The following is a 23,002-nucleotide window of genomic DNA, read 5'->3' on the forward strand; positions in this document are numbered from 1 at the left end:
TAACCCTGATTCCTTTAGAAACCGTTTTCATAGAAGTTTAGGAGAGGCTAAATGACAGCACGCTCGATCGAAGGCCTCGGTGCGGAGCTCTCCTCGCTCCAAATGAGTTTTCCCGTAGGCCGCGTGGCCGCCGTCGAGGGCGGTACGCTGCTTGTCAGCGGTCTGTCACGGCACGCGCGTGTCGGTGACCAGCTTCAAATTCGGCGACGCTCGGGCGGCACGGTGGGGGGCGAAGTGCTCCGCCTCGGAGGCGCCACGCTCGTCATGCTTCCCGATGCTCCCATCCAGGGAATTGCCTTGGGCGACAGGGTGATTCTAAAACCTGATCCCGGTATTGCGCCGCAAGATCAATGGTTGGGCCGGGTCATCGATCCTTATGGTCAACCCCTTGACGGAAAACCCCTTCTTCGGGGGCCTGTCGCTCGCGATCTGCGGGCCGATCCGCCCCAGCCAGCAAGTCGAAGAGCTTTCGGAGAGCGACTCAATACGGGCATGGCAGTGTTCAACACCATGCTGCCGATCGTCGAAGGTCAGCGGTTGGGTCTCTTCGCGGGTTCCGGTGTCGGGAAATCCCGATTGCTCGCCACCTTTGCGGCCAAGATGGACGCGGATGTCGTTGTTGTCGCACTGGTCGGGGAGCGCGGGAGGGAATTGCGGGACTTTGTCGAGAATGTCTTGGGCGAAGAAGGCATGAAGCGGTCCGTGGTGATCGCCGCCACGTCTGATCGCTCGCCCCTCGTGCGGCGGCGCTGTGCCTGGACGGCCATGGCCGTCGCGGAACATTTCCGCGATCTGGGACAAAACGTGCTTTTTCTCGCCGACTCGATCACCCGCTTTGCCGAGGCGCATCGAGAAATTGCTATCGCTGGCGGCGAGGATACCAGCCTTAAGGGGTTTCCGGCCTCCACTGCACATACCATCATGTCGCTGTGCGAACGCGCCGGGCCGGGTGCGGAAGGTCAGGGCATGATCACCGCGATCTTCTCTGTGCTTGTCGCAGGCTCCAACATGGAAGAACCCGTCGCGGATATTCTTCGGGGCGTTCTCGATGGTCATGTGGTGATGGATCGGCAAATCGCGGAGCGAGGCCGATTCCCGGCGATTGACCTTCTAAAGTCAGTGTCACGAAGCTTGCCTGATGCAGCCAGTCCGGAAGAAAATGAGTTGATCGGGGAGGCCCGCAAGCTCCTCGGGGCGTATAGCCGCTCCGAGATGATGATCCGTTCAGGATTGTACTCGCGTGGATCTGACCCGATCCTCGATCAGGCGATAGCGACGTGGCCGCATCTGGATGGTTTCGTTTCGGAGGCCGAACCACACAACATCGCGGCCAGCTTTGGCCGGCTCCGCAATCATCTCGCAAAGGGTAGGGTGTAGCAGAATCCGGTGATCAATAGCCGGTGAGCAGGGTCAGGGCGATTGAGTTGCTCGACGTCGTGCCATCAGTGGTAAGTTGCGAGCGCAGCAGGAACGTATCGACCAGCTTTCCCATCTTTTCTTCGTCCTGGAAGTCCTCGATCGAGTTGATGTTGAACTGCCGGCTGGCCTTTTCCTTGAAAACGTCCAGCTGTTGATCAAGGTCGATTTGCGAGAAGTTCGAGGGCAGGCCGAGCGCAGTTTCGAACACGGTTCGAAGCGCCGACGTCCCCATGATCTGGAACCATTTCGAATTCTCAGTGGAATCGCTTTCGAGAATTTCAGGCAGCGCTCGCTCGGCGTTCAGCGCAAGGCGCATGTTGTTGTCTTGCTCGCCAACCGCAATTTCGAACTGGGCCGACACAAAACGAGAGGTGATCTCATCGGCGAAGGTGCTGAGCTTCGTACGCGGGACGGGGCGATCACCGAACGCGAATGCGCCGGCCAATTCTTCGTATCGCGAATCCGAAAGCCGGTTGGCGAGGGCATCGTCGGCGACGGTGCCCTCCTCCAGAACCTTGCGGATGAAGTAGGTGTTGTTGATGTCCTCATCCAGCCCGAAAGCCCCGAGCGCCACCGAGAGTAGGCGGCGATCCGACATGAGATCCTCCGCGGTCGATACGTCACCGATCTTCTCGGCAAAGTAATCGATGTCGCGCTGGATGACCGCCGACTCCTCGAAGGCTGCTTTCTGGGTGGAAATCGTACTTTCCAGAAAGCGCCAGCCCATGAGGCCGGTGCCGAGTATGATCGGTGAGAAGCTCATGTTTCGGCGAACTGTAGAAGCTTTTCCTCCTTGGGGAGGAGGGCGCGCAAGGACTTCATGGCCTGATAGACCTGGTCCAGTTCGACATTGCGCCGAGCTTGGGTCAGGAGGGTCAGGCTTTCCGTATCGAGCAGGACCTGCTGCAACTGATCGATACCGCGAAGAAGCTGTCTTTTGGCCTCTTCCGGGTCGGCATCGCCGGACAGGACGAGTTGCGCAACATAGCAGACGCGGCGAACCGGCGTGTTGGCCTCTTCGGGGTGAATCGCATCCCGCAGGCGAAGAATGTTCGCATTCGGCGTCACGATGGAGAGACGGCTGCGGCGATCACCGTTTTCGATGACGGCGCCGTTGATCAACACCCGCTCCTTGGGGCTGAGTTTGAGAACAAGTCCGCTCATGCTGCAGCCTCCACTTTACCGCGTAGGCCGCGCATGACAGCCGTGTTGATTTCAATGAGAGTGTCGAGGTTCGCTTCGCCGCGCAAAACCTTGCTGCTGTGCTGCCGCGTGAATTCGGCAAGAGAGAGAAGCTGGGCCTTGAGGGCCTCTGGAAGCATGTTGCCGCTGTCCGCGAGGTCAGTGGACAAAAGGGCCCAGAGTTTGCGATTTTCGTGGATGGTTTGGGCGATTGCCTTGACCCGACGTCCGGGGCCGGCGTTGGCGGCCTTCATCCGGCTCGTGGTGCGGGCGAAAGCTTCGTATTCTGTTGCTCGAGCGGTTTTTATCGGAGTGGCCGTGGGACCGTAGGCATTTTTAGCCAGCGTGTGCGCGTTCACGTCTTATCCTTCCGGTGGGCGGGAATGAATCCTGCGTTTTGCAGCCTCATGGACCCGGGGCCGCCCGTTCAAGGCGGCCCCGGAAGGTAGTATTAGCGGAACAGCGACAGGATCTGCTGTGGTGCCTGGTTCGCGATGGAGAGCGACTGAACACCCAGCTGCTGCTGGACCTGAAGGGCCTGCAGACGGGCCGAAGTTTCTTCCATGTCGGCGTCGACGAGCGAACCGATACCGGAGTTCATCGAGTCCATCAGCTTGCCGACGAAGTCGTTCTGGATCTCGACGCGCTTCTGCGAGGAGCCGAGTGTGGCAGCAGAGTCGATCGACGTCTGGATCAGGCTTTCGATCGAGGTCAGCGCTGCTGAGAGATCGTCGTCGGAAGCTGTGCTGCTGACATCGATATCCGACAGCGCGGCCAAGCCGCCACCAATTTCGCCGTCCAGGTTGGAGCCATCATCTTGAGCAACTGCAGCTGAGGTTGCTGTGACTGAAAGGGTGCTTTCGTTGTTGAATTGGATCTCACCGGCGGTCGACGTGGTTGAGAATGTCGAATCGAGGCCATCTTCGGCGGCCTGGGCATTCAGACGATCGACCAGTTCTGCAGTCGCGCTTTCCAGGGTGTCACCGTCACGGGCAACATAGGATACGGCTGCGGAAAGACCGTAGGGGTTGGTCCCGGAGACTTCGAACGTTTGTCCGCCGCCGACTTGGCCGGATGCGTCACCAGTTGAGGCAACTGCGAGTGTCGCAATGACACCAGAGGCGCCATCGGCAATGGTTGCGGTAGAGCCGACGTTCGTGCCTTTTGTACCCGCTACTTCTTCCTGTGTGCCAAGGTCTTGCTTGACCACGGAGATGCTGTTGGCGGTAACAGAGCCATCGTCGGCGCGGTCGAGCGACGACATGACGTTTACGGTGCCGCTTCCGACAGTCGTATCCGTGTTGGAGAGTAGGTTCAGGCCGTTGAACTGAGCCGCGCCGACAACGGAGGTGATCTGCTCTTTCAGAGCGTCGATGTCCGTCTGGATCTTGTCGCGGTCAACGTTCGATTCTTGCGCCGAGGTGATCTTGCCTTTGATCTCAGTCAGCAGGTCGGTGACGGTCTCGGCTGCGTTGCTCGCAACCGCGATGGTCGACTCGCCGAGCGAAAGGCTGTCGGAAATCGCGCTGAAACCTGCAACGTCGGATTCCATGACCTTGGAAATGGCCCAGGTCGCGGCGTTGTCTTTGGCGGATGCCACGGACTTACCGGTAGAGATCATCGACTGTGTCTTGGAGAGGTCGCCGTTGATCGACTTGAGAGTCTGAAGCGCAACCATTGCGCTGTTGTTGGTCAGAATGCTGGACATATTGTAATCCTTCAGCCAGAGACGCTTTTGCGCCTGTTTTCATAGGTTTGCCGTTTTCGGCATGAGCGTCATTCTGACAGATGCAGCGGTGTTTTCCCGCCGCGCCACCGATTGCTGTGGTGCAAGAGGACTATGTGCCGCCAATTGCTAACGGGGCGCTAAGACCGAACGCCCTGTTCTTGAGAATTTTAGAGAACTGCCTCACGCGCGACGCTCCAGCTTGCGGGCAGGCGTGCCGGGAATCACATTCTTCTGACCCTTTTGGTCATAGGTCTCCATTTCGCGGCGAAGTTTGCGCAGATCGCTAAGCCGGTTGGCCACGGCGCGGATCCCGCGCAGGGATCCATCGAGCAGTTCCTGATTCCGAGTCGCCTTGGTGTGAAGCCCGCTGAGTTGCTCGCGGTCGGCCTCTTCGAGTGATTCGAGTTGTTCGATGAGCTCAATCTTGCGCGCCATCAGCGCAGCGATCTGTTCCAGCTCCCCGCCCAGAAGGGCAGAGCGTTCCTCATCAAGCAAGGTGTCGAGTTCGCCGAAAATCTGTGTGACGTCTTGGGTCATTGGGATCTTTCCTTAAGGGCTGCGAAGAGGGATTCGGCGAGACCGATACCACCGGCTTCGGCCATGGCATCCGCTTGGGCTTGAACGAGAAATGAGGAAAACTGATCTTCTCCTACGCCTCCGCCGAAATCGCCCCGGCTCTCGCCGAGTTTCGCGTGTTTGAGCATTTCCGCGAGGAAGGTGCTTTCAAGCTTGGTCGCGACATCGCGCAGGGCGGTGTCCGATTTCTCGCTCGGGGTGGGGGGGATAACTGGGCTGGCTCCCACGGGGTGGGTCATCGGGTTTCTCCTTCGACGACTATGATCTGCGGGTAAATTGCGCGTACGGCGGTAAAGGATTGGTAACCGCGATGCGTCTATCACTTCGGGGAAGAGTGAAACTCGGAGAGAACGAATGCAGAATGTGCAGTCCACCGGCCAGCCCGTGGCCTTCGCCGTCAAACCCGGCACCAAGCCAACAGGCGACGGAAATTCCCGCTTTTCTGAGCTCTTCGATGCCGAATCCGCCGAGGCCGAAGACGTCTCACCTGAACAGGTCGAAGAACTGGCCGGGGAAGAGGGATCAGACGCGGATATAGAGGCCGATTCGGAGGCGGTTGAGACCGAGAACGCGTCCGGTGAGGACTCGGAGGCGGCCATCTCCGAAGAGGTTCTCCTGGTTGGTCCCACCGCCAGCGATGAACTCGTAAAAGCCAAGCAGGGCGCAGGCGGCGAACAAACCGACGGTAAAACGCCCGAGCTTCGGTTTTCAGAACAGCCGATGGTCAAGGCGGAGGAAGCGGTTGTGCAAAGCCGCCCCCCGGGCGTGTTCGAATCAGGAATTCGGGCCGAGATGCAAGCGCAAGAAGCCGCGCAGTCTGGCGTAACTTCTACTTCGAGCGATGAGGTTGCGAAATCCCCTCTGGCCGCTGCTGTGGCGCCTGATGCGATCAGGGGAGCGAATCAACGGCCCATAGTGGAATCGGCCAAGATCGCCGCGCTTTCCGGCGGCGTTCAGAGCGCCGCGGTGGATGCTGATCGGCAGGTTCGGGGCACAGAACTGGGCACCGCGCCTGGTTCAGCGGCCACGAAAGTGTTTGCCGAGGATGCAGCAAAGTCGCCCGGAATCACTCAGATAGCGCAGCCGATGTCCGGAGATGTAGACAAGGCCGAGGCGCCCCGTTTGCGAGCAGCTACCGATTCGCTCCCCGTGGACCCTCCCAAGGATACCCGCGTTTCTGTGACGCCGCCGCAGGTGCAGGCTACGGCAACTGCCATTCCGAATGTCCCCATAAGCGTCGCCGAAATGTCGATGAGCGCCGATCCGGTAAGCACGATCGAGACGGAGCTCTCAATTCAGGCGCAGCCACAGGAGGCACGCAGCGCTTCGCCGGGGCAAGCCGCTATGAGCCATCCCTTTCGACATCCCGCAGGGGCGCAATTCGTCTCGGCACAGATCGCGCAAGTCGTGAAATCAAGTCAGACTGGCACGGTGGAAATCTCGCTCAACCCTCAGGAACTGGGCCGGGTTCGCCTCTCCATCTCTCCGACCGAAGCGGGCGTGCACGTAACGCTCAACGTCGAGCGCCCGGAAACCGCGGATTTCTTGCGCCGCAACGCGGACGCCCTCATGCAGGAGTTCGACGGCGCCGGGTATGAGAGCGTAACTTACTCATTTGATCAGTCCATGACCGAGCAAGGTCAGGACGACACTCCACAAGATTCTGCGGAAATGATCGCGTTCGGAATTGAGCGCAGCGACGATCCTGTTCCGGCTTCGGCACAGCGTGTCGCATCCCTCCCTGCTGCCGGTCGCGGCGGCCTCGATATCAGATTGTAAGGGTTTCACCTATGACGGACGTTTCATCGGTCGGCGCGACAAGCGCCACCACAACAACCAGCAAGACCGCTGCCGCGACTTCAAGTTCGGGTTCGGCGATCAGCTCCGATTTCGAAACCTTCCTCAAGATGCTGACGGTGCAGCTTGAGAATCAGGATCCGCTCAACCCCATAGAATCCTCGGATTACGCCGTGCAACTCGCGACGTTCTCCTCTGTGGAGCAGCAGGTGCAGACGAACGACCTTCTGACGGCTCTCGTCGGACAAGGCGGCACAACCGGGATTGCCCAGTTCGCCTCATGGGTCGGCATGAGCGTGCTCAGCCCGGGGTCCGCGTCCTTCAACGGAACTCCTGTCGATCTAACCTTTGATGCGCTTGCCGAGGGCGAAACCGGATCGATTGTCGTGCGCAATTCCAGCGGTGCGGTCGTTGAGCGTTTGCCCATGAGCGCAGGCGAAGACGACATGAAATGGAATGGACTCGATGCTTCGGGTCAGCCCCGCGCGTCCGGTGCCTATGATTTCCAGATGGAAATCTATGAGAATGGCGTCGTCGTAGATAAGCGCGATGTCCGCAGCTATTCTCAGGTCGTCGAGGTGCGAAGCGACATCGATGGGGCCAAACTGATCCTCGCCGGCGGCGATAGCGTGGCTCCCTCCGATGTCTCTGCCTTGCGCGAGTAACTAGAGGCCGAAAGCCAGCGCTGCGACAGCCGCGACTGCGAGCCCCCCAACCAGAGCGCCCCCCGCAGCCCAAAGCGCGGGGTGGCCCGTCTCACGGACTATGGGGGCCGGCGGCGTCGACTGACGTATCAGTGCAGCCTCGACAAGCGCCGGGAGGCGTGGCCCGAACCGTGCTGCCACCTGCGCCGTCATCGCGAGGTCGCGGACGAGGGCCTTGGGGCCTATCCTCTGGCGAATGTAATCTTCGACGACGGGCCGAGCGGCCTGCCAGATGTTGATCTGGGGGTCGAGCGATCTTGCCACACCTTCGACAACGACCATAGTCCGCTGGAGCAGGATCAACTCTGTTCTCGTTTCCATCCCGAAACGCTCAGTGACCTCGAACAGGTAGCTGAGCAGTTTGCCCATCGAGATGCGCGACGCATTCATCCCAAAGATCGGCTCTCCGACGGCGCGAAGGGCGCGGGCGAATTCGTCCACATCCCGGTCACGGGGCACATACCCCGCCTCGAAATGCACTTCGGCAACACGCCGATAGTCCCGCTTGATAAATCCATAGAGGATCTCTGCGTAAACCCGCCGGGTATATTCGTCGATATGGCCCATGATTCCGAAATCAAAGGCGATGATGTCACCGTTTGCCGCGACCTTCAGGTTTCCCTGATGCATATCGGCGTGGAAAAACCCATCACGCAGGGCATGGCGCAGGAACATCTGAAGGACTCGTTCAGCCAGTTCGACCCTGTCGTGCCCTGCAGCGTCGATGGCCATGGTATCGCCGAACGGAGCACCGTCCGCCCAACTCATGGTCATCACGCGACGACCCGACAGGTGCCAATGGATCGATGGAAGCTGAAACCCGACGTCGTTGCCGATGTTCGCGGCAAATTCCGACGCCGCGCTGCTTTCGAGTCGCAGGTCCAATTCCCCAAGGACAACGCCTTCGAAATGGGCGATGACGTCCGTGGGCCGTAGCCGCCGCGAAGCCGGAGAGACAAGCTCCACCATACGCGCCGCGAAATAGAAGGCGTCGATGTCGCGCCGGAAAGCACGCTCGATCCCCGGGCGCAGCACCTTTACCGCCACATCCTCACCGGTTTCCCGCAGGCGCGCGCGATGGACCTGAGCAATAGAGGCGGCTGCGACGGGCGGGCTGAACTCTGTGAAGACATCATCGACGCGCAAGCCGGTTTCATGCTCGAACGCGGCCTTGGCTTCCTCGATCGAGAACGGCGGGAGCTTGTCCTGTAGCACACGCAACTGGCCCGCGATTTCTCCGCCTACCACATCGGGCCGAGTCGAAAGGATCTGGCCGAACTTTATGTAGGCGGGGCCAAGCGCAGTCAGCGCGCGGGTTGCGGGGGGCATGGTTGTATCCCCCGCATACCCCAACCATTTGAAGGGTTTGCCGAGGGTCCGAGCCAGCATCCGGAGGAAGGGCGGAGCGTCGAAGGCATCGAGAACAGCGCCCATGGCACCGGTACGTTCGAAAGTCGCGCCCGTACGTATCAAGCGCCAGATATTATGTGGACCGCGCATCGTTCAGAGCTTCCAGCCGGAGTGCAGGCAAGCGATGCCCATGCTCAGGTTCCGATACTTTGCATTGTCGAACCCGGCCTCCCTGACCATATCCAGGAATGTGTCCTGATCCGGAAACCGGCGGATCGATTCCACGAGATATTGATAACTGTCGCGATCATTGGCGATCACTTGGCCCATCGCGGGAATGACGTTGAAGGAATACCGGTCATAGGCCCATTGCATCGTCGGGTTGGGGATCTGGCTGAACTCCAGCACCATCAGGCGGCCTCCGGGGCGGAGCACGCGATACGCCTCGTTGAGCGCTTCCTGCGGGCGGGTTATGTTTCGGATGCCAAAGCTGATGGTGTAGACGTCAAAGCTGTCATCCTCAAAGGGCAGGTCCATGGCATCGCCGACCACCCAATCGAGGCTGTCTTCCATATCGGCGGCGTCCGCACGAAGCCGCCCTTCGTTGAGCATCGCCTCGGTCAGGTCGAGCACAGTTGCATGCCCGCGGCCGGCTCGCTTGAGAAACCGAAAGGAAATATCACCCGTGCCACCGGCCACATCGAGCAACTGTTGCCCGGGCCGCGGTGCGAGCCAATCCATCATCGCATCTTTCCAGACCCGATGAATGCCGAAGGACATCGCGTCGTTCATCACGTCATACTTGGACGCCACGTTGCTAAAGACGCCGCGCACGCGGCCCGCCTTTTCGCTTTCGGGGACGGTCTGATATCCGAAATGTGTGGTCTTGCCTGCGTCGTCACTCATGGGGCTTGTCGTCCTCTCCGCTTGCCCTTGTTATAAGGCGCCGCCGCGCGGGTACAATGCACCGTCAGAAGGAGAAGAGCCCAGATGCCTGAATTGCCCGAGGTCGAGACCGTTCGCCGCGGACTTCTGCCCGCGATGGAAGGGCAGCGGATCGCATTGGCTGAGGTGCGCCGTCCTGATCTGCGCTGGCCATTTCCGGAGCGGATGGCCGAGCGTTTGACTGGGAAGGTGGTGGAACGCCTATGGCGGCGGTCGAAGTATATCCTCATGGAACTGAGCGGTGGGGAAACCTTGCTCATGCATCTCGGCATGTCCGGCCGTGTGCTCGTGTCGGGTGACCCGCTTGGTCAGTTCGAATATGAGCATCCCGCGGCGGAGAAGCACGATCATGTCGTCCTTCATATGGAGAATGGCGCGCGGATCACGTTCAATGATCCCCGCCGGTTTGGCGCCATGGACCTTCTGGTGACGGGGCAAGAAGACGCGCACCCCCTGCTCGCCTCGCTGGGTCCCGAACCCTTGGGAAATTCCTTTGACGAAAGCTATCTTGTTGATCGGTTGCGGGGGCGGAACACACCGATCAAATCGGCGCTGCTCGACCAGAGGGTCGTGGCGGGGCTCGGGAACATCTACGTTTGCGAGGCACTCTTTCGCGCGGGAATCTCACCCATGAGAAAAGCGGCGCGCATTTCGCCCCAGCGTATCGCGTCGCTCGTTCCGATCATCCGGGCGGTGCTGGCCGAGGCGATTGCGGCGGGAGGCTCTTCTTTGCGCGACTATCGGCGCGCCGACGGGGAGTTGGGATATTTTCAACACAGCTTCGATGTCTACGGCCGGGAGGGCGAAGCCTGCCGAACCTGCGGCGCGCCTGTCCTGCGGATGGTGCAGTCTGGTCGCTCGAGCTTCTATTGTGGGGCTTGCCAAAGATAACTTGAACCGTGCCGGGAAGGTTGTCACTACTCAGGTTTGAGCGAAACAGCCCGAAAGCGAAACCGATGGCATACGAGACGATTACCGTCGAGGTCGAGGAACATATCGCAACGATCACGCTGAACCGGCCCGACGCCATGAATGCGCTGAACCTCCAGCTTCTGGGGGAATTGTGCACCGCGCTCGAAGAGGCCGACGCCAGCGACAAGGTGCGCTGTGTTGTGCTGACCGGATCCGAAAAGGCGTTCGCCGCGGGCGCGGATGTCAAGGAGATGGCGGAGCAGAGCTTTGTCGATGCGTTCCTGTCGGACATCTTTGGTGGCGAGGCTGAAAGGTTCCGGAACATCCGCAAACCCATCATCGCCGCGGTGTCTGGTTATACGCTGGGCGGCGGCTGCGAGCTTGCAATGATGTGTGATATCGTCATCGCCGCCGATACCGCGAAATTTGGCCAGCCAGAAATCAACCTCGGGATCATACCGGGCCTTGGTGGTACGCAGCGCCTTACTCGGACAGTGGGCAAATCCAAGGCGATGGATCTGTGCCTGACGGGGCGTTTCATGGACGCTGAAGAAGCAGAACGCTCGGGCCTCGTTTCGCGCGTGGTTCCGGCACGCAAGTTGCGCGAAGAAGTGCGCAGCATCGCAGAGAAGATTTCCGAAAAATCGATCCCCTCGCTGCTGGCGGCGAAGGAATCCATCAATCGCAGCTTTGAGACGACCTTGGCCGAAGGGATGCGCCACGAGCGCCGCCTGTTCCAATCGCTCTTTGCCACCGAGGACCAGTCAGAGGGGATGGCGGCCTTCTTGGCCAAGCGCGAACCGCAGTTCCGGGATCGCTAGTCAAGAATTTCCTTTGCTTTTGTACATCCTTTCGGTATAGGCCGTCGCCATACATGCGCGTGATGCCCGCTAAGGCAGGATTCGGACCCAGTTCAGTCGGGTCGTCGTTGTGGCATCGCGCCCGAAATAGTGAACCATACCGACGAAAGAGGGTCTGACCCATGGCAAATACACCGCAGTCCAAGAAACGCGCCCGCCAGAATGAGCGCCGCTTCGCAATCAACAAGGCGCGCCGTTCACGGATCCGCACCTATCTCCGCAAAGTCGAAGAGGCCATCGCGTCTGGCGATCAGGACGCGGCACAGGCAGCGCTTCGCGCGGCACAGCCGGAGCTGATGCGCGGCGTCACCAAGGGCGTCTTTCACAAGAACACGGCGTCGCGGAAAATTTCCCGCCTTGCCTCTCGCGTAAAGTCCCTCGGGTAAAGCATTCTTGCCACATCCTGAAGTTGAGCGCCGCTTATAGCGGCGCTTTTTTTATGGGACAGTTGCCGTGACGTCGCGGGATTCTTTTCGCGGTTATGATGAGTCAAGCGCGAAGAACGGTTGATCGTTTTCAGCGGAAATTGGTAACCCTTTATGTGCGATTCACATAGTCTGGGGGGACAGCGAATTCCGGTCGGACCAGCGGGTATCTGGACCGACAGGAAGCAGAATGACAACCGGCTTGCCGGGGTGTCTATCTGCGCCGTCCGGGGCATTCCGGGCCCTGTCCGAGTAATGATAGCGCATGCGAGGAAGGTCTCTCACGGGGGGCGTCCAAGGTCATGTGTCGAAGTGCTCTATGAGGTGCTGCGCGCCGCCGAAGGTTCTTTGGCGGGGGGTGGCGTCGTCATCCCATGACGTCGTGAATCGACGACCGCTTTCGGCAGGGCGGTTGAACAACGGGCAAGAACGAAACGCCGTGATGGGATCGGATTGAGGAAAAATGACGCAGGAACAATGGGGACAGATTCGGCAGGAACTCCGGAAGTCTGTGGGCGAAAGCAGCTATGCGAGCTGGATCGAGCCGCTCGAATTCCATCAACTGGATGATGGTGTCGCAACGTTCCACGTGCCGACGACTTTCCTCGGGAACTACGTCTCGCGGAATTTCTCCGATCTGATCATGTACCACATGAAGGCCATTTCCGGCGGTCGTGTGGTTCGGGTCAATTTTTCAGTGCCTGCCAATAGCGCCGACCGCCCTCGTCCCGCATCCGGCGGCTCACAGCCCGAGGCCGCCCAGCCCAAGGCCGCGCGTTCGGCCCCCATTCCCACTGGCAGTGATGAGATTCCCGGCGCACCGCTTGATGAGCGTTTTACCTTTGATCGCTTTGTCGTCGGCAAGCCCAACGAACTGGCTCATGCCGCGGCGCGCCGCGTGGCCGAAGGCGGGCAGGTGTCGTTCAACCCGCTCTTTCTTTATGGGGGCGTCGGTCTCGGCAAGACGCACCTCATGCACGCCATCGCTTGGGAGCTTCAGAAAAGCCGCCCCGATCTCAATGTCGTCTACCTCTCGGCAGAGCAGTTCATGTACCGCTTCGTGCAGGCGCTGCGCGATCGCAAGATGATGGACTTCAAACAACTCTTCCGAAGCGTCGATGTGCTCATGGTCGACGACGTGCAGTTCATTGCCGGCAAGGACAGCACGCAAGAAGAGTTCTTCCACACGTTCAATGCGCTTGTGGATCAGAACAAGCAGATCATCATCTCCGCAGACCGTGCGCCCGGGGAGATCAAGGACCTCGAAGAGCGTATTCGTTCGCGCCTGCAATGCGGTCTTGTCGTTGACCTGCATCCCACGGACTACGAATTGCGCCTCGGAATCCTGCAGACCAAGGTGGAACAATACCGCGTCCAATATCCCGGGTTGGAGATCAACCACGGCGTGCTGGAGTTTCTTGCCCACCGCATCAGCACCAACGTGCGTGTCCTTGAGGGCGCGCTGACACGGCTGTTCGCCTTTGCCTCGCTGGTCGGGCGCGAGATCAACATGGAACTCACGCAGGACTGTCTCTCGGACGTCTTGCGCGCTTCGGATCGCAAGATCACCGTTGAGGAAATCCAGCGCAAGGTCAGCGATCACTACAACATCCGTCTGTCGGACATGCTCGGCCCCAAGCGGCTTCGGGCATTTGCGCGGCCCCGGCAGATCGCCATGTATCTCTCCAAGAGCATGACGAGCCGATCCTTGCCCGATATCGGGAAGCGTTTCGGCGGCCGCGACCATACGACAGTGATGCACGGAGTGAAGCGGATCGAGGAGCTTCGCACGCAAGACAGCCAGATCGATGAGGATCTCGAACTGCTGCGCCGCGCGCTTGAGGCCTGAGGGCCTTTCGCCACGATCTTCTGTGTTTGGGGGAAGGGGGCCTTGACGGCCTCTTTTTTCCGGCGGACAAACCAAAAAGCGCTTGTGAACCGGGCTTGAGACGGTAACTTTCGCGTCCCGGGACCAAAAGGAGCGAGGGGATGAAACTCAGCATTGAACGCGGGGCACTCCTGAAAGCGGTGAGCCAGGCTCAGTCCGTTGTAGAGCGCCGCAACACCATCCCGATCCTCGCAAACGTGCTCATCGAAGCCGAAGGCGATCAGGCACAGTTCCGTGCCACGGACCTCGATATCGAGGTGGTCGACAAGGCCCCCGCCAAGGTGGAACGCGCAGGCGCCACTACGGTGAGTGCAGTGACCTTGCATGAAATCGTGCGCAAGCTGCCCGATGGGGCGCTGGTGACACTGTCGGATGATATGACCAGCGGGCGCCTGACTGTCGAAGCCGGGCGGTCTCACTTCTCTCTGGCCACCCTCCCGAAGGAGGATTTCCCGGTCATGGCGAGCAGCGAGTACAGCAGCAACTACACCATTCCCGCGCCGGTATTGCGGCGTTTGTTCGACAAATCCAAGTTTGCGATCTCGACCGAAGAGACGCGGTATTACCTCAACGGGGTCTATCTCCACGTCGCTGATGCGGATGGCGCGCAGGTGCTCCGCTGTGTGGCGACGGACGGCCACCGTCTGGCCCGGATCGACGCTGGTTTGCCGACCGGGGCCGAAGGCATGCCCGGCGTCATCGTCCCCCGCAAGACCGTGGGTGAGCTTCGCAAGCTGCTCGACGACGATGAGATGGAAATCGCGGTCTCGGTGAGTGAAACCAAAATCCGTTTTGCGACCCCTGACATCATTCTCACTTCCAAGGTCATCGACGGGACTTTCCCCGACTATACGCGGGTGATCCCTACCGGAAACACGCGCAAGCTTGAAGTCGATGCCAACGAGTTTGCCAAGGCAGTCGACCGCGTCGCAACCGTGTCCTCGGAACGCTCTCGCGCTGTGAAGCTGTCGCTGGAGGAGGATCGCCTGGTTCTTTCTGTGAATGCACCTGACAGTGGCGCAGCCGAAGAGGAACTGGTGGTGGCTTATGGCGACGAGCGTCTGGAAATCGGCTTCAACGCCAAGTACCTGCTCGAAATCGCCAGTCAGGTGGACCGGGAGAACGCGGTTTTCCTGTTCAATTCCGCAGGCGATCCGACCTTGATGCGCGAGGGGACGGATACCAGCGCGGTCTATGTCGTGATGCCGATGCGGGTTTGACGGTTGGCGCGGCCGTCGTGGAAGCACGCGGCCGTGATCCACTGAACTGGGTGAGGCCAGCGATATGGTAGCCCGCTCCTTTCAAAGTCTGACCCTTTCGCATTTCAGGTCGCACAAACACCTGCGTATCGAACTGGATCCCCGCCCCGTGGTCCTCCACGGACCCAATGGGGCGGGAAAGACAAACATCCTCGAAGCCGTATCGCTTTTCTCTCCGGGGCGGGGATTGAGGCGCGTCGCCGCGGCCGAGATGGCCCGCCGTCCAGAAGCGCTTGGCTGGAAACTGACGGGAGCGTTGCAGACCCACGAGGTTGAGATCACCGCAGAGGCCGGCAGTTCGCGCGAGGTGCGCGTTGATGGCAAGATCACGCCCCAGATTGCCTTGGCAGAACTTCTCCGGATGGTTTGGCTGGTTCCTTCCATGGATCGCTTGTGGATCGAAGCGCCCGAGGGCCGTCGTCGCTTTCTCGATCGGCTGGCCCTATCGTTTTTTCCCGAACATGCCGATTCTTCCCTGACCTTTGAAAAGGCCATGCGGGAAAGGAACCGCCTCCTGCGGGATCAGGTGAGGGATCCGCACTGGTATGACGCGCTCGAAGCGCAGATGGCGCGGTCGGCGATGGATATACAAACAGCGCGCGTGGATACGATTTATCGCATTGCGGCGGCGCAAGATCATGCCGCAACGGCATTTCCGGCTGCGGATCTCGGGCTTGATGCGGGCGATCTTGGCATGCCCGATACCGAAGCCCAGTATCGCGTCGCGCTGGCGGATACACGCGGTCGCGACATGGCCGCGGGGCGAACCCTTCTAGGCCCGCACCGCGCGGATCTCCGGGCGCGGTATACTGCCAAGGATATGGAGGCAAAGGACTGCTCCACGGGGGAGCAAAAGGCCCTGCTGATCTCGATCATCCTTGCCAATGCACGGGCGCTGGCACGTAATTTCGATGCGCCGCCTATCGTTTTGCTCGATGAAGTTGCGGCTCACCTCGACGAAGGGCGGCGGCGTGCGCTTTATGACGAGATTGTCGCGTTGGGCACGCAGGCTTGGATGACGGGCACCGGGTCGGAGCTTTTCTCGGGTCTGGAAGGCCGTGCGCAATTCTTTGACGTGACGGACGAAGCTGGGATTTCAACGGTGCGGCGCCATGAGTGATCGAAGCACGCCGAGCTTGCGTTTGCGGATCGTCTTTGGGCCGGAGGCGATGCTTGGCCCCGGCAAGGCGGACCTTCTCGAGCGGATCCGCGATACCGGATCCATCGCGGCGGCGGGTCGGACCATGGGGATGAGCTACAAGCGCGCATGGATGTTGGTCGAAACGATGAACGGAACTTTCACGCGCCCCCTCGTCGAAGGTAGCAGAGGCGGCGCAAAAGGCGGCGGTGCCCGATTGACCGAAACGGGTGTGCAAGTCCTCGCAAGGTATCGGCAGGTTGAAGAGCGCGCCCGAGACGCCACTGCGGAAGACCTCGCTGCGTTGGAAAGCTTGTGCAAAGCCGATATAGCCGATGGAAAATAACGCTTGCTGGCAGGGGATCACCCGCCGATAGTTTGCAGGCCGCGATTTTCCCAAGGATGCCATGCTCCGACCCTGTTTTATCCTTCTTGCGCTCTGCGTTGCTTCCGGGGCCTGGGCAGACCGCATCACCGTTTTTGCTGCGGCCAGCCTCAAGACCGCTCTCGACGACGCCGCGCGGGATTTTGAGGCGGCAACAGACCACACCTTGGCGCTGAATTATGCCGGTTCCTCCGTACTCGCGCGCCAGATAGCGTTTGGTGCCCCTGCGGACGTTTTCATTTCGGCAAATCCCGACTGGATGGATCTTCTGGAGAGCGAGGGGCGTATAGTGCCGCAAAGCCGTAGGGATCTTTTGCGCAACAGGCTCGTCATCGTGGGGGCAAAAGGAACGCTGGCAGATACCCCCGAGACGCTCCTCTCCGCCGGCAGGATTGCGATGGCTCTTGTCGATTCAGTGCCCGCCGGGGTCTACGGAAAGGCGGCGCTCCTGTCGCTGGGTCTATGGGAGGGCGTCGCGCCGCGCGTGGTTCAATCAGACAACGTCAGGACTGCACTCGCGCTCGTTGCTCGGGGTGAGGTGCACCACGGGATCGTTTATGCAACGGATGCGCAGGCAGAGCCCGGGATCGCCGTGCTTTATGACTTCCCTCAAGACAGCCACCCGGAGATCATCTATCCTGCCGCGCTCATCGCGGGGCATGGACCGGCGGCGGTCGAGTTTCTAGAGTTCCTGGATGGCGCGGAAGCGCGAGAGACCTTCACGGATTATGGCTTTCTGCTCCCGGAGGCAGGGTGAGCTGGCTCGGTCCGCAGGAATGGGAGGCTGTGCGGTTGTCGCTGCGCGTCGCGGCATGGGCGACCTTGATCAGCCTTCCGCTTGGATTGCTGACCGCGCATGCGCTGGCTCGCTGGCGCTTTCCGGGGCGGCAAATCCTGAACGGACTTGTACACCTGCCGCTTGTCCTGCCTCCGGTGGTGACCGGCTATCTCTTACTTTTGGCCTTCGGTACGCAGGGGCCGTTCGGCCGCGTGTTGGAGGCAATGGGCGCGGGGGTCGCGTTCCGTTGGACCGGGGCGGTGCTTGCCGCGGCCGTCATGGCGTTTCCCCTGATGGTCCGGGCCATGCGGCTCTCGATCGAAGCGGTCGACCCTAAGCTTGAACAGGCTGCCGCGACGCTGGGGGCCTCTCGCGTCTGGATCTTTCTGACCATAACGCTCCCGCTTGTATTGCCGGGGATCGTCACGGGGGCGATCCTCACCTTTGCCAAGGCAATGGGGGAGTTCGGGGCGACGATCACCTTCGTGTCCAATATCCCCGGACAGACTCAAACCCTGCCTTCCGCGGTCTATGCCTTCTTGCAGGTGCCGGGCGGCGAGGGGGCCGCGATGCGGCTCGTCCTCATCTCCATCGCCGTCGCCATGGGCGCGTTGGCCCTCTCGGAGGTTCTTGCCCGCCGCATCGCCCGCCGGATCGGGCAGGCCTGATGCTTGATATCGCTGTCCGTCACAGGTTTTCGGGCTTCAATCTAGATGCTGCCTTCACCGCGCCCGCCGGTCTCACCGCGCTGTTCGGTCGGTCGGGGAGCGGCAAGACCACCCTTGTCAACGCGGTGGCGGGGTTGATCCGCCCGGATGCGGGGCGTGCGACGGTCGGCGGCGCGACCCTGTTCGACACAAGCGCCGGGACGTGGCAACCGCCTCATCGTCGCCAGATTGGCTATGTCTTCCAAGAGGGGCGCCTTTTCCCGCATCTCACCGTGCGCCAGAACCTTGGATACAGCCGGTTGTTTCCATCGCGTAAGTCCGACGCAGCAGAGTTCGACCGTGTCGTGGCGCTGCTGGGCCTAGGCTCTTTGCTGGAGCGGCGGCCCGGCGCACTTTCCGGAGGTGAGAAGCAGCGGGTTGCCGTTGGGCGGGCGCTGCTTTCACGGCCCCGTCTGTTGCTGATGGATGAGCCGCTGGCGGCACTGGATGATGCCCGCAAGGCCGAAATCCTGCCGTGGATCGAACGGCTGCGGGATGAGACGGATCTCCCGATCCTGTATGTGAGTCACTCTGTGGCCGAAGTTGCACGCCTCGCCACCACCGTGGTCCTGCTTGAGAAGGGTTCGGTTATCCGCTCGGGCCCAGCCGAGGAAATGCTCGCGGAGCCCGCGCTTGCACCGGCATTTGGTGTTCGGCACGCGGGCGCATTGGTTGCGGGGCGCGTCATCGCGCAGCATGACGATGGGATCACCGAGCTTGCGATCGCGTCGGGGCCGCTCTTCCTGCCTCGTGTCGATGTGCCCTTGGGCACCGAATTGCGGGTTCGCATCGCCGCGCAGGATGTCATCCTGGCCTCAGGCCGACCCGAGGGGCTCTCAGCGCTCAACATACTCCCGGTTGAGGTCCTCGCCGTCAGACAGGGTGCCGGTCCGGGCGTCATGGTGCAGCTTGGGGCGGGATCGGATCGGCTTCTGGCGCGCATCACGCGCCGGTCCGCAGAGGCGCTATCCCTCACCCCCGGTACGCGGTGCCACGCAATCGTCAAATCGGTTTCGGTCGCCCCGGCCGATATCGGCGGCGATGGTCCGGCCTGACGCGGCGTGGCGCGCTAAATCTTGTGTCATCGACGTGACAATCCCCCCAGAATTTCGTAATAATCCGCAAAATTCCCTCAGGAAGAGCTTCATGGCCGAACCGACCACGCAGAACACTGAATACGGCGCAGAATCTATTAAGGTTCTCAAGGGCTTGGAGGCTGTCCGTAAGCGTCCGGGCATGTATATCGGTGATACCGACGATGGCTCCGGTCTGCATCATATGGTTTATGAGGTGGTGGACAACGGGATCGACGAGGCGCTCGCTGGTCATGCCGACTACGTTCACGTGAAGATTCACGCTGACAACAGCGTTTCTGTCCGGGACAACGGTCGCGGGATTCCTGTCGATATCCATGAGGAAGAAGGCGTCTCTGCCGCCGAGGTCATCATGACCCAACTTCATGCTGGCGGTAAGTTCGACAGTAACTCCTACAAAGTCTCCGGCGGTCTGCACGGTGTTGGCGTTTCGGTAGTCAACGCACTGTCGGTCTGGCTGGAATTGCGTGTTTGGCGGAACGACAAGGAATATGTCGCCCGGTTCGAGCATGGCGAGACGGTCGAGCACCTCAGAGAAGTGGACGACGCGGTGGGCGAGAGCGGCACCGAGGTGCGCTTCCTTGCTTCTACCGGGACATTCTCCGACCTCGACTACAACTTTGACACGTTGGAAAAGCGCTTGCGGGAGCTTGCTTTCCTTAACTCTGGCGTGCGGATCATCCTCCAAGACGAACGCCCGGCCGAAGCGCTGCAATCCGAGCTATACTACGACGGCGGTGTGCGGGAGTTTGTGAAGTATATCGACCGCCACAAATCCCCGATGATGACCGACCCGATCTACATCACTGGAGAGCGTGACGATATCGGCGTTGAGGTTGCGATGTGGTGGAACGACAGCTACCATGAGACGGTCCTTCCGTTTACCAACAACATCCCGCAGCGCGATGGCGGTACACACATGGCGGGTTTTCGCGCCGCTCTGACCCGGACGATCCAGAAATACGCGACCGAGAGCGGGATTGCCAAGAAGGAGAAGGTAAACTTCACCGGCGACGATGCACGTGAAGGCCTGACCTGTGTTTTGTCTGTCAAAGTGCCCGATCCGAAGTTCTCCTCCCAGACGAAAGACAAGCTCGTTTCTTCCGAGGTGCGTCCCGCGGTAGAGAACCTGATGAGCGAAAAGCTCTCGGAGTGGTTCGAGGAAAACCCGAACGAGGCGAAAGTGATCGTCGGCAAGATCGTCGAAGCGGCGCTGGCTCGGGAAGCGGCGCGCAAGGCGCGGGAGCTTACCCGCCGCAAGACCGCGCTCGACGTGAACTTCCTTGCCGGCAAGTTGAAAGATTGCTCCGAGAAGGACCCGTCCAAGACGGAGTTGTTCCTCGTCGAGGGTGACAGCGCCGGCGGCTCTGCCCAGACGGGCCGTGATCGCGGGACGCAGGCCGTTCTTCCTCTCCGCGGCAAGATCCTCAACGTGGAGCGGGCCCGCTTTGACCGGATGCTCTCAAGCCAGGAGATCGGCAACCTCGTCATGGCTCTCGGTACCGGGATTGGCCGCGACGAATTCAACATCGCCAAGCTGCGCTACCACAAGATTGTCATCATGACCGACGCCGACGTCGACGGCGCGCATATCCGCACCTTGCTGCTGACTTTCTTCTACCGGCAGATGCCGCAATTGATCGAAGGCGGATTTCTCTATATCGCGCAGCCGCCACTTTACAAAGTGTCGCGCGGCAAGTCCGAGGTGTATCTCAAGGATCAGCCTGCGCTTGACGACTACCTGATCCAACAGGGGATCGAAGGGGCAGTCCTCCGTCTTGGATCGGGCGAAGAGATCACGGGGCAGGATCTTGCCCGGGTCGTTGAAGAGGCCCGCCAACTTCGCCGTGTGCTCGACGCCTTCCCGACGCACTACCCCCGCCACATTTTGGAGCAAGCCGCGATTGCCGGGGGCTTCGTCCCGGGCGCGGTCGATTCCGACTTGCAAGGCGTAGCCGACAAGGTTGCCAAACGGCTCGACCTCATCGCGTTTGAGTATGAGCGTGGCTGGTCCGGCCGGATCACGCAGGATCACGGTATCCGCCTTGCGCGTATCCTGCGCGGCGTCGAAGAGGTGCGCACCCTGGACGGGCCCATGCTTCGCTCCGGCGAAGCGCGCAAGACCGGCAGCTTTACCAAAGCATTGCAGGAGATCTATGGCAGCCCGGCGACACTGCACCGCAAGGAGCGCAGCCAGCTTATCTATGGGCCACTGGATCTTCTCGCAGCAATTCTCGAAGAGGGTGAAAAGGGTCTCGCGCTCCAGCGCTATAAAGGTCTCGGTGAAATGAACCCCGGCCAACTTTGGGAAACCACCCTCGATCCCGATGCTCGGACGCTCCTGCGCGTACAGATCGACGACGTGGCAGAGGCGGACGATCTTTTCACCAAGCTCATGGGGGATGTTGTCGAACCCCGGAGAGAGTTCATTCAGACCAATGCCCTCAGTGTCGAGAACCTCGACTTCTGAGTTTTGATGCCTTTCGGGAAGGAAGGCTTTGCCAACCGCAATCAGAATGGCCGCAGGCTGCGAAGAGGCAACCTGCGGCCATTGCCGTCCTCTTGCGCTAACTACCCGTCAGGTGCATCGGACCCGAGTTCCCTGATCTGGTAGCTCAATCTCCGCTCAGGTCGCCTTCGACAGGGTGAGGGGTCAATGGCGGAGCAGCGTGGCGTTCGCGTGTTTCGGGGTCGTCGCGTATGGTGACCCTGAGCAAACCCCACAGGGCGATTGCGCCTTGGAGCGATGCGAGGCCAAGCGGAAGCCCGCGCGGCCCGATCCAATCCATCAACGCGCCGACAAAGAGAGGCCCGAGCGACGCGCCGATCCCTTGCATCAGGACCAACCCGCCGGAAACTGCCAGAAGCGCCGAACGGGGCGCGCGATCATGTACATGCGCGACGGCGATTGCCTGCGCGGGCAATACCAACCCGCCGACGGCGAAGCCAGCGGCAAGCAGGATGATTGGCGGCGGTGCCGGGAACGGGATGAAGGCCAGCATCAAGAGGGTGCCGCCCGTCGCCAAGCCGATCCCGAGGCCCCTGCGACTGACCCGATCAGATACCCAGCCGAGCGGGAATTGAAGGAGCAGGCCGCCAATCGTGAAAAACGCAATCAGGGCGGCGATGCGGGCTTGCGAATAGTCCAGTTCCTGCGCGAACAAGGGAGCGAGGCCGTAGAAGCTGCCGATTGAGGCACCGACAAGGGCCGCGGCAACAGCGCCATATGGCGACAAGGTCCAGAGACGGCGGAGCGAGGACGGTTCCTGCGTCTCTTCTGAGCGGGGCCCCTCGACGCGCGCCAGAGAGATCGGCACCAGAGCCAGAGACATAACGATCGAGACGAGCACAAAAAGAGTGAAGGTCGCCGGATCCCCGAGGTTGAGCAGGAATTGCCCCAATGCGCCGGCAGCCATGCCAGCCATCCCGTAGATAGACAGCAATCGGCCACGCTGATCCGAGGAAACAGATGCGTTCAACCAACTTTCAGTGACGATAATCAATCCCGCGAAGGCAAAGCCCGTGAGGCACCGCACAGCGATCCAAACCCATGGATTGACGAACGCGAGGTGCATGAGCGCGGCAGCAGAGGCGAGTGAGGCCAAGGCGGCAAAGGTGCGAATATGGCCCACGCGGTCTATGAGGCGCGGAGCGATGAGGGATCCCGCGCTCATACCCGCGAAGAAGCCGGACATGATCAAGCCCGTGGGCAAAGCCCCGAACCCCTCGATCCCGGCGCGAACCGCAAGGAGTGTACCTTGGAGGCCATTGCCCATCTGCATGAGGGCAAAGCCCAAGAGCAAGGTTGAAAGGGTCAGGACGGAAGCGCGCATGCTTTCTCCTATTTGTGTGGC

Annotated in this window: 23 protein-coding genes; 14 read left to right on the plus strand and 9 right to left on the minus strand. The window is 60.6% G+C overall.

Features of this window, described 5'->3' with window-relative positions:
• Positions 1-51 precede the first annotated feature (51 nt).
• Positions 52-1,377, plus strand: a complete 1,326-nt coding sequence (locus BM234_RS12755) for a FliI/YscN family ATPase (protein ID WP_092065570.1) — start codon at positions 52-54, stop codon at positions 1,375-1,377.
• Between the two features lie 13 nt (positions 1,378-1,390).
• Here BM234_RS12755 and BM234_RS12760 read toward each other — a convergent pair whose 3' ends face one another.
• From BM234_RS12760 to BM234_RS12785, 6 genes are all read right to left on the minus strand, one after another.
• Complete coding sequence (locus tag BM234_RS12760; protein WP_092065572.1) at positions 1,391-2,182, minus strand: DUF1217 domain-containing protein; 792 nt, start codon at positions 2,180-2,182, stop codon at positions 1,391-1,393.
• The gene (flbT, locus tag BM234_RS12765; protein ID WP_092065574.1) at positions 2,179-2,583 is read right to left on the minus strand and encodes a flagellar biosynthesis repressor FlbT; all 405 of its coding nucleotides are present in this window, start codon (positions 2,581-2,583) and stop codon (positions 2,179-2,181) included. Before flbT ends, BM234_RS12760 begins: the two co-directional genes overlap by 4 nt.
• A complete protein-coding gene (gene flaF / locus BM234_RS12770) occupies positions 2,580-2,960 on the minus strand; it encodes a flagellar biosynthesis regulator FlaF (protein ID WP_092065576.1) in 381 nt (126 codons plus the stop codon). The genes flbT and flaF overlap by 4 nt, the downstream gene beginning before the upstream one ends.
• A 92-nt stretch (positions 2,961-3,052) precedes the next feature.
• Positions 3,053-4,309 (minus strand): flagellin, encoded by a 1,257-nt coding sequence (locus BM234_RS12775; RefSeq protein WP_092065578.1) that lies wholly within the window; start codon positions 4,307-4,309, stop codon positions 3,053-3,055.
• Positions 4,310-4,510: 201 nt separating this feature from the next.
• Positions 4,511-4,867 carry a hypothetical protein gene (locus BM234_RS12780; protein WP_092065580.1) on the minus strand — a complete coding sequence of 119 codons (357 nt, stop codon included), beginning with the start codon at positions 4,865-4,867 and terminating at the stop codon, positions 4,511-4,513.
• The gene (locus tag BM234_RS12785) at positions 4,864-5,145 is read right to left on the minus strand and encodes a rod-binding protein (RefSeq protein ID WP_092065582.1); all 282 of its coding nucleotides are present in this window, start codon (positions 5,143-5,145) and stop codon (positions 4,864-4,866) included. Before BM234_RS12785 ends, BM234_RS12780 begins: the two co-directional genes overlap by 4 nt.
• A gap of 115 nt (positions 5,146-5,260) precedes the next feature.
• Here BM234_RS12785 and BM234_RS12790 point away from each other — a divergent pair, with 115 nt between their 5' ends.
• Positions 5,261-6,685 carry a flagellar hook-length control protein FliK gene (locus BM234_RS12790; RefSeq protein ID WP_092065584.1) on the plus strand — a complete coding sequence of 475 codons (1,425 nt, stop codon included), beginning with the start codon at positions 5,261-5,263 and terminating at the stop codon, positions 6,683-6,685.
• A gap of 11 nt (positions 6,686-6,696) precedes the next feature.
• Positions 6,697-7,368 carry a flagellar hook capping FlgD N-terminal domain-containing protein gene (locus BM234_RS12795; RefSeq protein ID WP_092065586.1) on the plus strand — a complete coding sequence of 224 codons (672 nt, stop codon included), beginning with the start codon at positions 6,697-6,699 and terminating at the stop codon, positions 7,366-7,368.
• Here the strand turns inward: BM234_RS12795 and ubiB are convergent, their stop codons facing one another.
• On the minus strand, positions 7,369-8,907 hold the full coding sequence (ubiB, locus tag BM234_RS12800; RefSeq protein ID WP_092065588.1) for a 2-polyprenylphenol 6-hydroxylase: 1,539 nt from the start codon (positions 8,905-8,907) through the stop codon (positions 7,369-7,371).
• A 3-nt stretch (positions 8,908-8,910) separates the two neighbouring features.
• Positions 8,911-9,663: a bifunctional demethylmenaquinone methyltransferase/2-methoxy-6-polyprenyl-1,4-benzoquinol methylase UbiE gene (gene ubiE / locus BM234_RS12805; RefSeq protein ID WP_092065590.1), complete on the minus strand. Its 753-nt coding sequence runs from the start codon at positions 9,661-9,663 to the stop codon at positions 8,911-8,913.
• Positions 9,664-9,747: 84 nt separating this feature from the next.
• Between ubiE and mutM the strand changes: the two genes are divergently transcribed.
• The 11 genes from mutM to gyrB all read left to right on the plus strand — a co-directional run bounded on the left by mutM (position 9,748) and on the right by gyrB (position 21,618).
• Positions 9,748-10,593 (plus strand): bifunctional DNA-formamidopyrimidine glycosylase/DNA-(apurinic or apyrimidinic site) lyase, encoded by an 846-nt coding sequence (gene mutM, locus BM234_RS12810; RefSeq protein ID WP_092065592.1) that lies wholly within the window; start codon positions 9,748-9,750, stop codon positions 10,591-10,593.
• Between the two features lie 65 nt (positions 10,594-10,658).
• Positions 10,659-11,435 (plus strand): enoyl-CoA hydratase, encoded by a 777-nt coding sequence (locus tag BM234_RS12815; RefSeq protein ID WP_092065594.1) that lies wholly within the window; start codon positions 10,659-10,661, stop codon positions 11,433-11,435.
• A gap of 161 nt (positions 11,436-11,596) precedes the next feature.
• On the plus strand, positions 11,597-11,860 hold the full coding sequence (gene rpsT / locus BM234_RS12820) for a 30S ribosomal protein S20 (RefSeq protein ID WP_092065596.1): 264 nt from the start codon (positions 11,597-11,599) through the stop codon (positions 11,858-11,860).
• Positions 11,861-12,362: 502 nt separating this feature from the next.
• On the plus strand, positions 12,363-13,748 hold the full coding sequence (dnaA, locus tag BM234_RS12825) for a chromosomal replication initiator protein DnaA (RefSeq protein ID WP_092065598.1): 1,386 nt from the start codon (positions 12,363-12,365) through the stop codon (positions 13,746-13,748).
• Positions 13,749-13,888: 140 nt separating this feature from the next.
• Entirely contained in the window at positions 13,889-15,007 is a 1,119-nt protein-coding gene (gene dnaN, locus BM234_RS12830; protein ID WP_092065600.1) for a DNA polymerase III subunit beta, read from the plus strand.
• Between the two features lie 64 nt (positions 15,008-15,071).
• Positions 15,072-16,166 carry a DNA replication/repair protein RecF gene (recF, locus tag BM234_RS12835; protein ID WP_092065602.1) on the plus strand — a complete coding sequence of 365 codons (1,095 nt, stop codon included), beginning with the start codon at positions 15,072-15,074 and terminating at the stop codon, positions 16,164-16,166.
• Positions 16,159-16,530 carry a winged helix-turn-helix domain-containing protein gene (locus BM234_RS12840; RefSeq protein WP_092065604.1) on the plus strand — a complete coding sequence of 124 codons (372 nt, stop codon included), beginning with the start codon at positions 16,159-16,161 and terminating at the stop codon, positions 16,528-16,530. The genes recF and BM234_RS12840 overlap by 8 nt, the downstream gene beginning before the upstream one ends.
• A 61-nt stretch (positions 16,531-16,591) precedes the next feature.
• Positions 16,592-17,326: a molybdate ABC transporter substrate-binding protein gene (gene modA, locus BM234_RS12845; RefSeq protein WP_092065606.1), complete on the plus strand. Its 735-nt coding sequence runs from the start codon at positions 16,592-16,594 to the stop codon at positions 17,324-17,326.
• A complete protein-coding gene (modB, locus tag BM234_RS12850) occupies positions 17,323-18,015 on the plus strand; it encodes a molybdate ABC transporter permease subunit (protein WP_092065608.1) in 693 nt (230 codons plus the stop codon). The genes modA and modB overlap by 4 nt, the downstream gene beginning before the upstream one ends.
• Complete coding sequence (gene modC, locus BM234_RS12855) at positions 18,015-19,109, plus strand: molybdenum ABC transporter ATP-binding protein (RefSeq protein ID WP_092065610.1); 1,095 nt, start codon at positions 18,015-18,017, stop codon at positions 19,107-19,109. Before modB ends, modC begins: the two co-directional genes overlap by 1 nt.
• A 91-nt stretch (positions 19,110-19,200) precedes the next feature.
• Positions 19,201-21,618, plus strand: coding sequence for a DNA topoisomerase (ATP-hydrolyzing) subunit B (gene gyrB / locus BM234_RS12860; protein ID WP_092065612.1), 2,418 nt, complete (start codon positions 19,201-19,203; stop codon positions 21,616-21,618).
• Positions 21,619-21,763: 145 nt separating this feature from the next.
• Here gyrB and BM234_RS12865 read toward each other — a convergent pair whose 3' ends face one another.
• A complete protein-coding gene (locus tag BM234_RS12865) occupies positions 21,764-22,981 on the minus strand; it encodes an MFS transporter (RefSeq protein ID WP_092065614.1) in 1,218 nt (405 codons plus the stop codon).
• Between the last annotated feature and the right edge of the window lie 21 nt (positions 22,982-23,002).

Source organism: Poseidonocella pacifica, from assembly GCF_900111875.1.
GTDB lineage: Bacteria > Pseudomonadota > Alphaproteobacteria > Rhodobacterales > Rhodobacteraceae > Poseidonocella > Poseidonocella pacifica.

What these genes read in the sequence shown, in the direction of transcription:
- gyrB (WP_092065612.1), top strand. Translation starts at nt 19,201, where the DNA reads ATGGCCGAACCGACCACGCAGAACACTGAATACGGCGCAGAATCTATT.
- BM234_RS12785 (WP_092065582.1), bottom strand. Translation starts at nt 5,145, where the DNA reads ATGACCCACCCCGTGGGAGCCAGCCCAGTTATCCCCCCCACCCCGAGC.
- BM234_RS12780 (WP_092065580.1), bottom strand. Translation starts at nt 4,867, where the DNA reads ATGACCCAAGACGTCACACAGATTTTCGGCGAACTCGACACCTTGCTT.
- BM234_RS12865 (WP_092065614.1), bottom strand. Translation starts at nt 22,981, where the DNA reads ATGCGCGCTTCCGTCCTGACCCTTTCAACCTTGCTCTTGGGCTTTGCC.
- BM234_RS12760 (WP_092065572.1), bottom strand. Translation starts at nt 2,182, where the DNA reads ATGAGCTTCTCACCGATCATACTCGGCACCGGCCTCATGGGCTGGCGC.
- rpsT (WP_092065596.1), top strand. Translation starts at nt 11,597, where the DNA reads ATGGCAAATACACCGCAGTCCAAGAAACGCGCCCGCCAGAATGAGCGC.
- BM234_RS12790 (WP_092065584.1), top strand. Translation starts at nt 5,261, where the DNA reads ATGCAGAATGTGCAGTCCACCGGCCAGCCCGTGGCCTTCGCCGTCAAA.
- recF (WP_092065602.1), top strand. Translation starts at nt 15,072, where the DNA reads ATGGTAGCCCGCTCCTTTCAAAGTCTGACCCTTTCGCATTTCAGGTCG.
- dnaN (WP_092065600.1), top strand. Translation starts at nt 13,889, where the DNA reads ATGAAACTCAGCATTGAACGCGGGGCACTCCTGAAAGCGGTGAGCCAG.
- BM234_RS12795 (WP_092065586.1), top strand. Translation starts at nt 6,697, where the DNA reads ATGACGGACGTTTCATCGGTCGGCGCGACAAGCGCCACCACAACAACC.
- modC (WP_092065610.1), top strand. Translation starts at nt 18,015, where the DNA reads ATGCTTGATATCGCTGTCCGTCACAGGTTTTCGGGCTTCAATCTAGAT.
- dnaA (WP_092065598.1), top strand. Translation starts at nt 12,363, where the DNA reads ATGACGCAGGAACAATGGGGACAGATTCGGCAGGAACTCCGGAAGTCT.
- ubiB (WP_092065588.1), bottom strand. Translation starts at nt 8,907, where the DNA reads ATGCGCGGTCCACATAATATCTGGCGCTTGATACGTACGGGCGCGACT.
- ubiE (WP_092065590.1), bottom strand. Translation starts at nt 9,663, where the DNA reads ATGAGTGACGACGCAGGCAAGACCACACATTTCGGATATCAGACCGTC.
- BM234_RS12775 (WP_092065578.1), bottom strand. Translation starts at nt 4,309, where the DNA reads ATGTCCAGCATTCTGACCAACAACAGCGCAATGGTTGCGCTTCAGACT.
- BM234_RS12755 (WP_092065570.1), top strand. Translation starts at nt 52, where the DNA reads ATGACAGCACGCTCGATCGAAGGCCTCGGTGCGGAGCTCTCCTCGCTC.
- flbT (WP_092065574.1), bottom strand. Translation starts at nt 2,583, where the DNA reads ATGAGCGGACTTGTTCTCAAACTCAGCCCCAAGGAGCGGGTGTTGATC.
- BM234_RS12815 (WP_092065594.1), top strand. Translation starts at nt 10,659, where the DNA reads ATGGCATACGAGACGATTACCGTCGAGGTCGAGGAACATATCGCAACG.
- mutM (WP_092065592.1), top strand. Translation starts at nt 9,748, where the DNA reads ATGCCTGAATTGCCCGAGGTCGAGACCGTTCGCCGCGGACTTCTGCCC.
- modA (WP_092065606.1), top strand. Translation starts at nt 16,592, where the DNA reads ATGCTCCGACCCTGTTTTATCCTTCTTGCGCTCTGCGTTGCTTCCGGG.
- BM234_RS12840 (WP_092065604.1), top strand. Translation starts at nt 16,159, where the DNA reads ATGAGTGATCGAAGCACGCCGAGCTTGCGTTTGCGGATCGTCTTTGGG.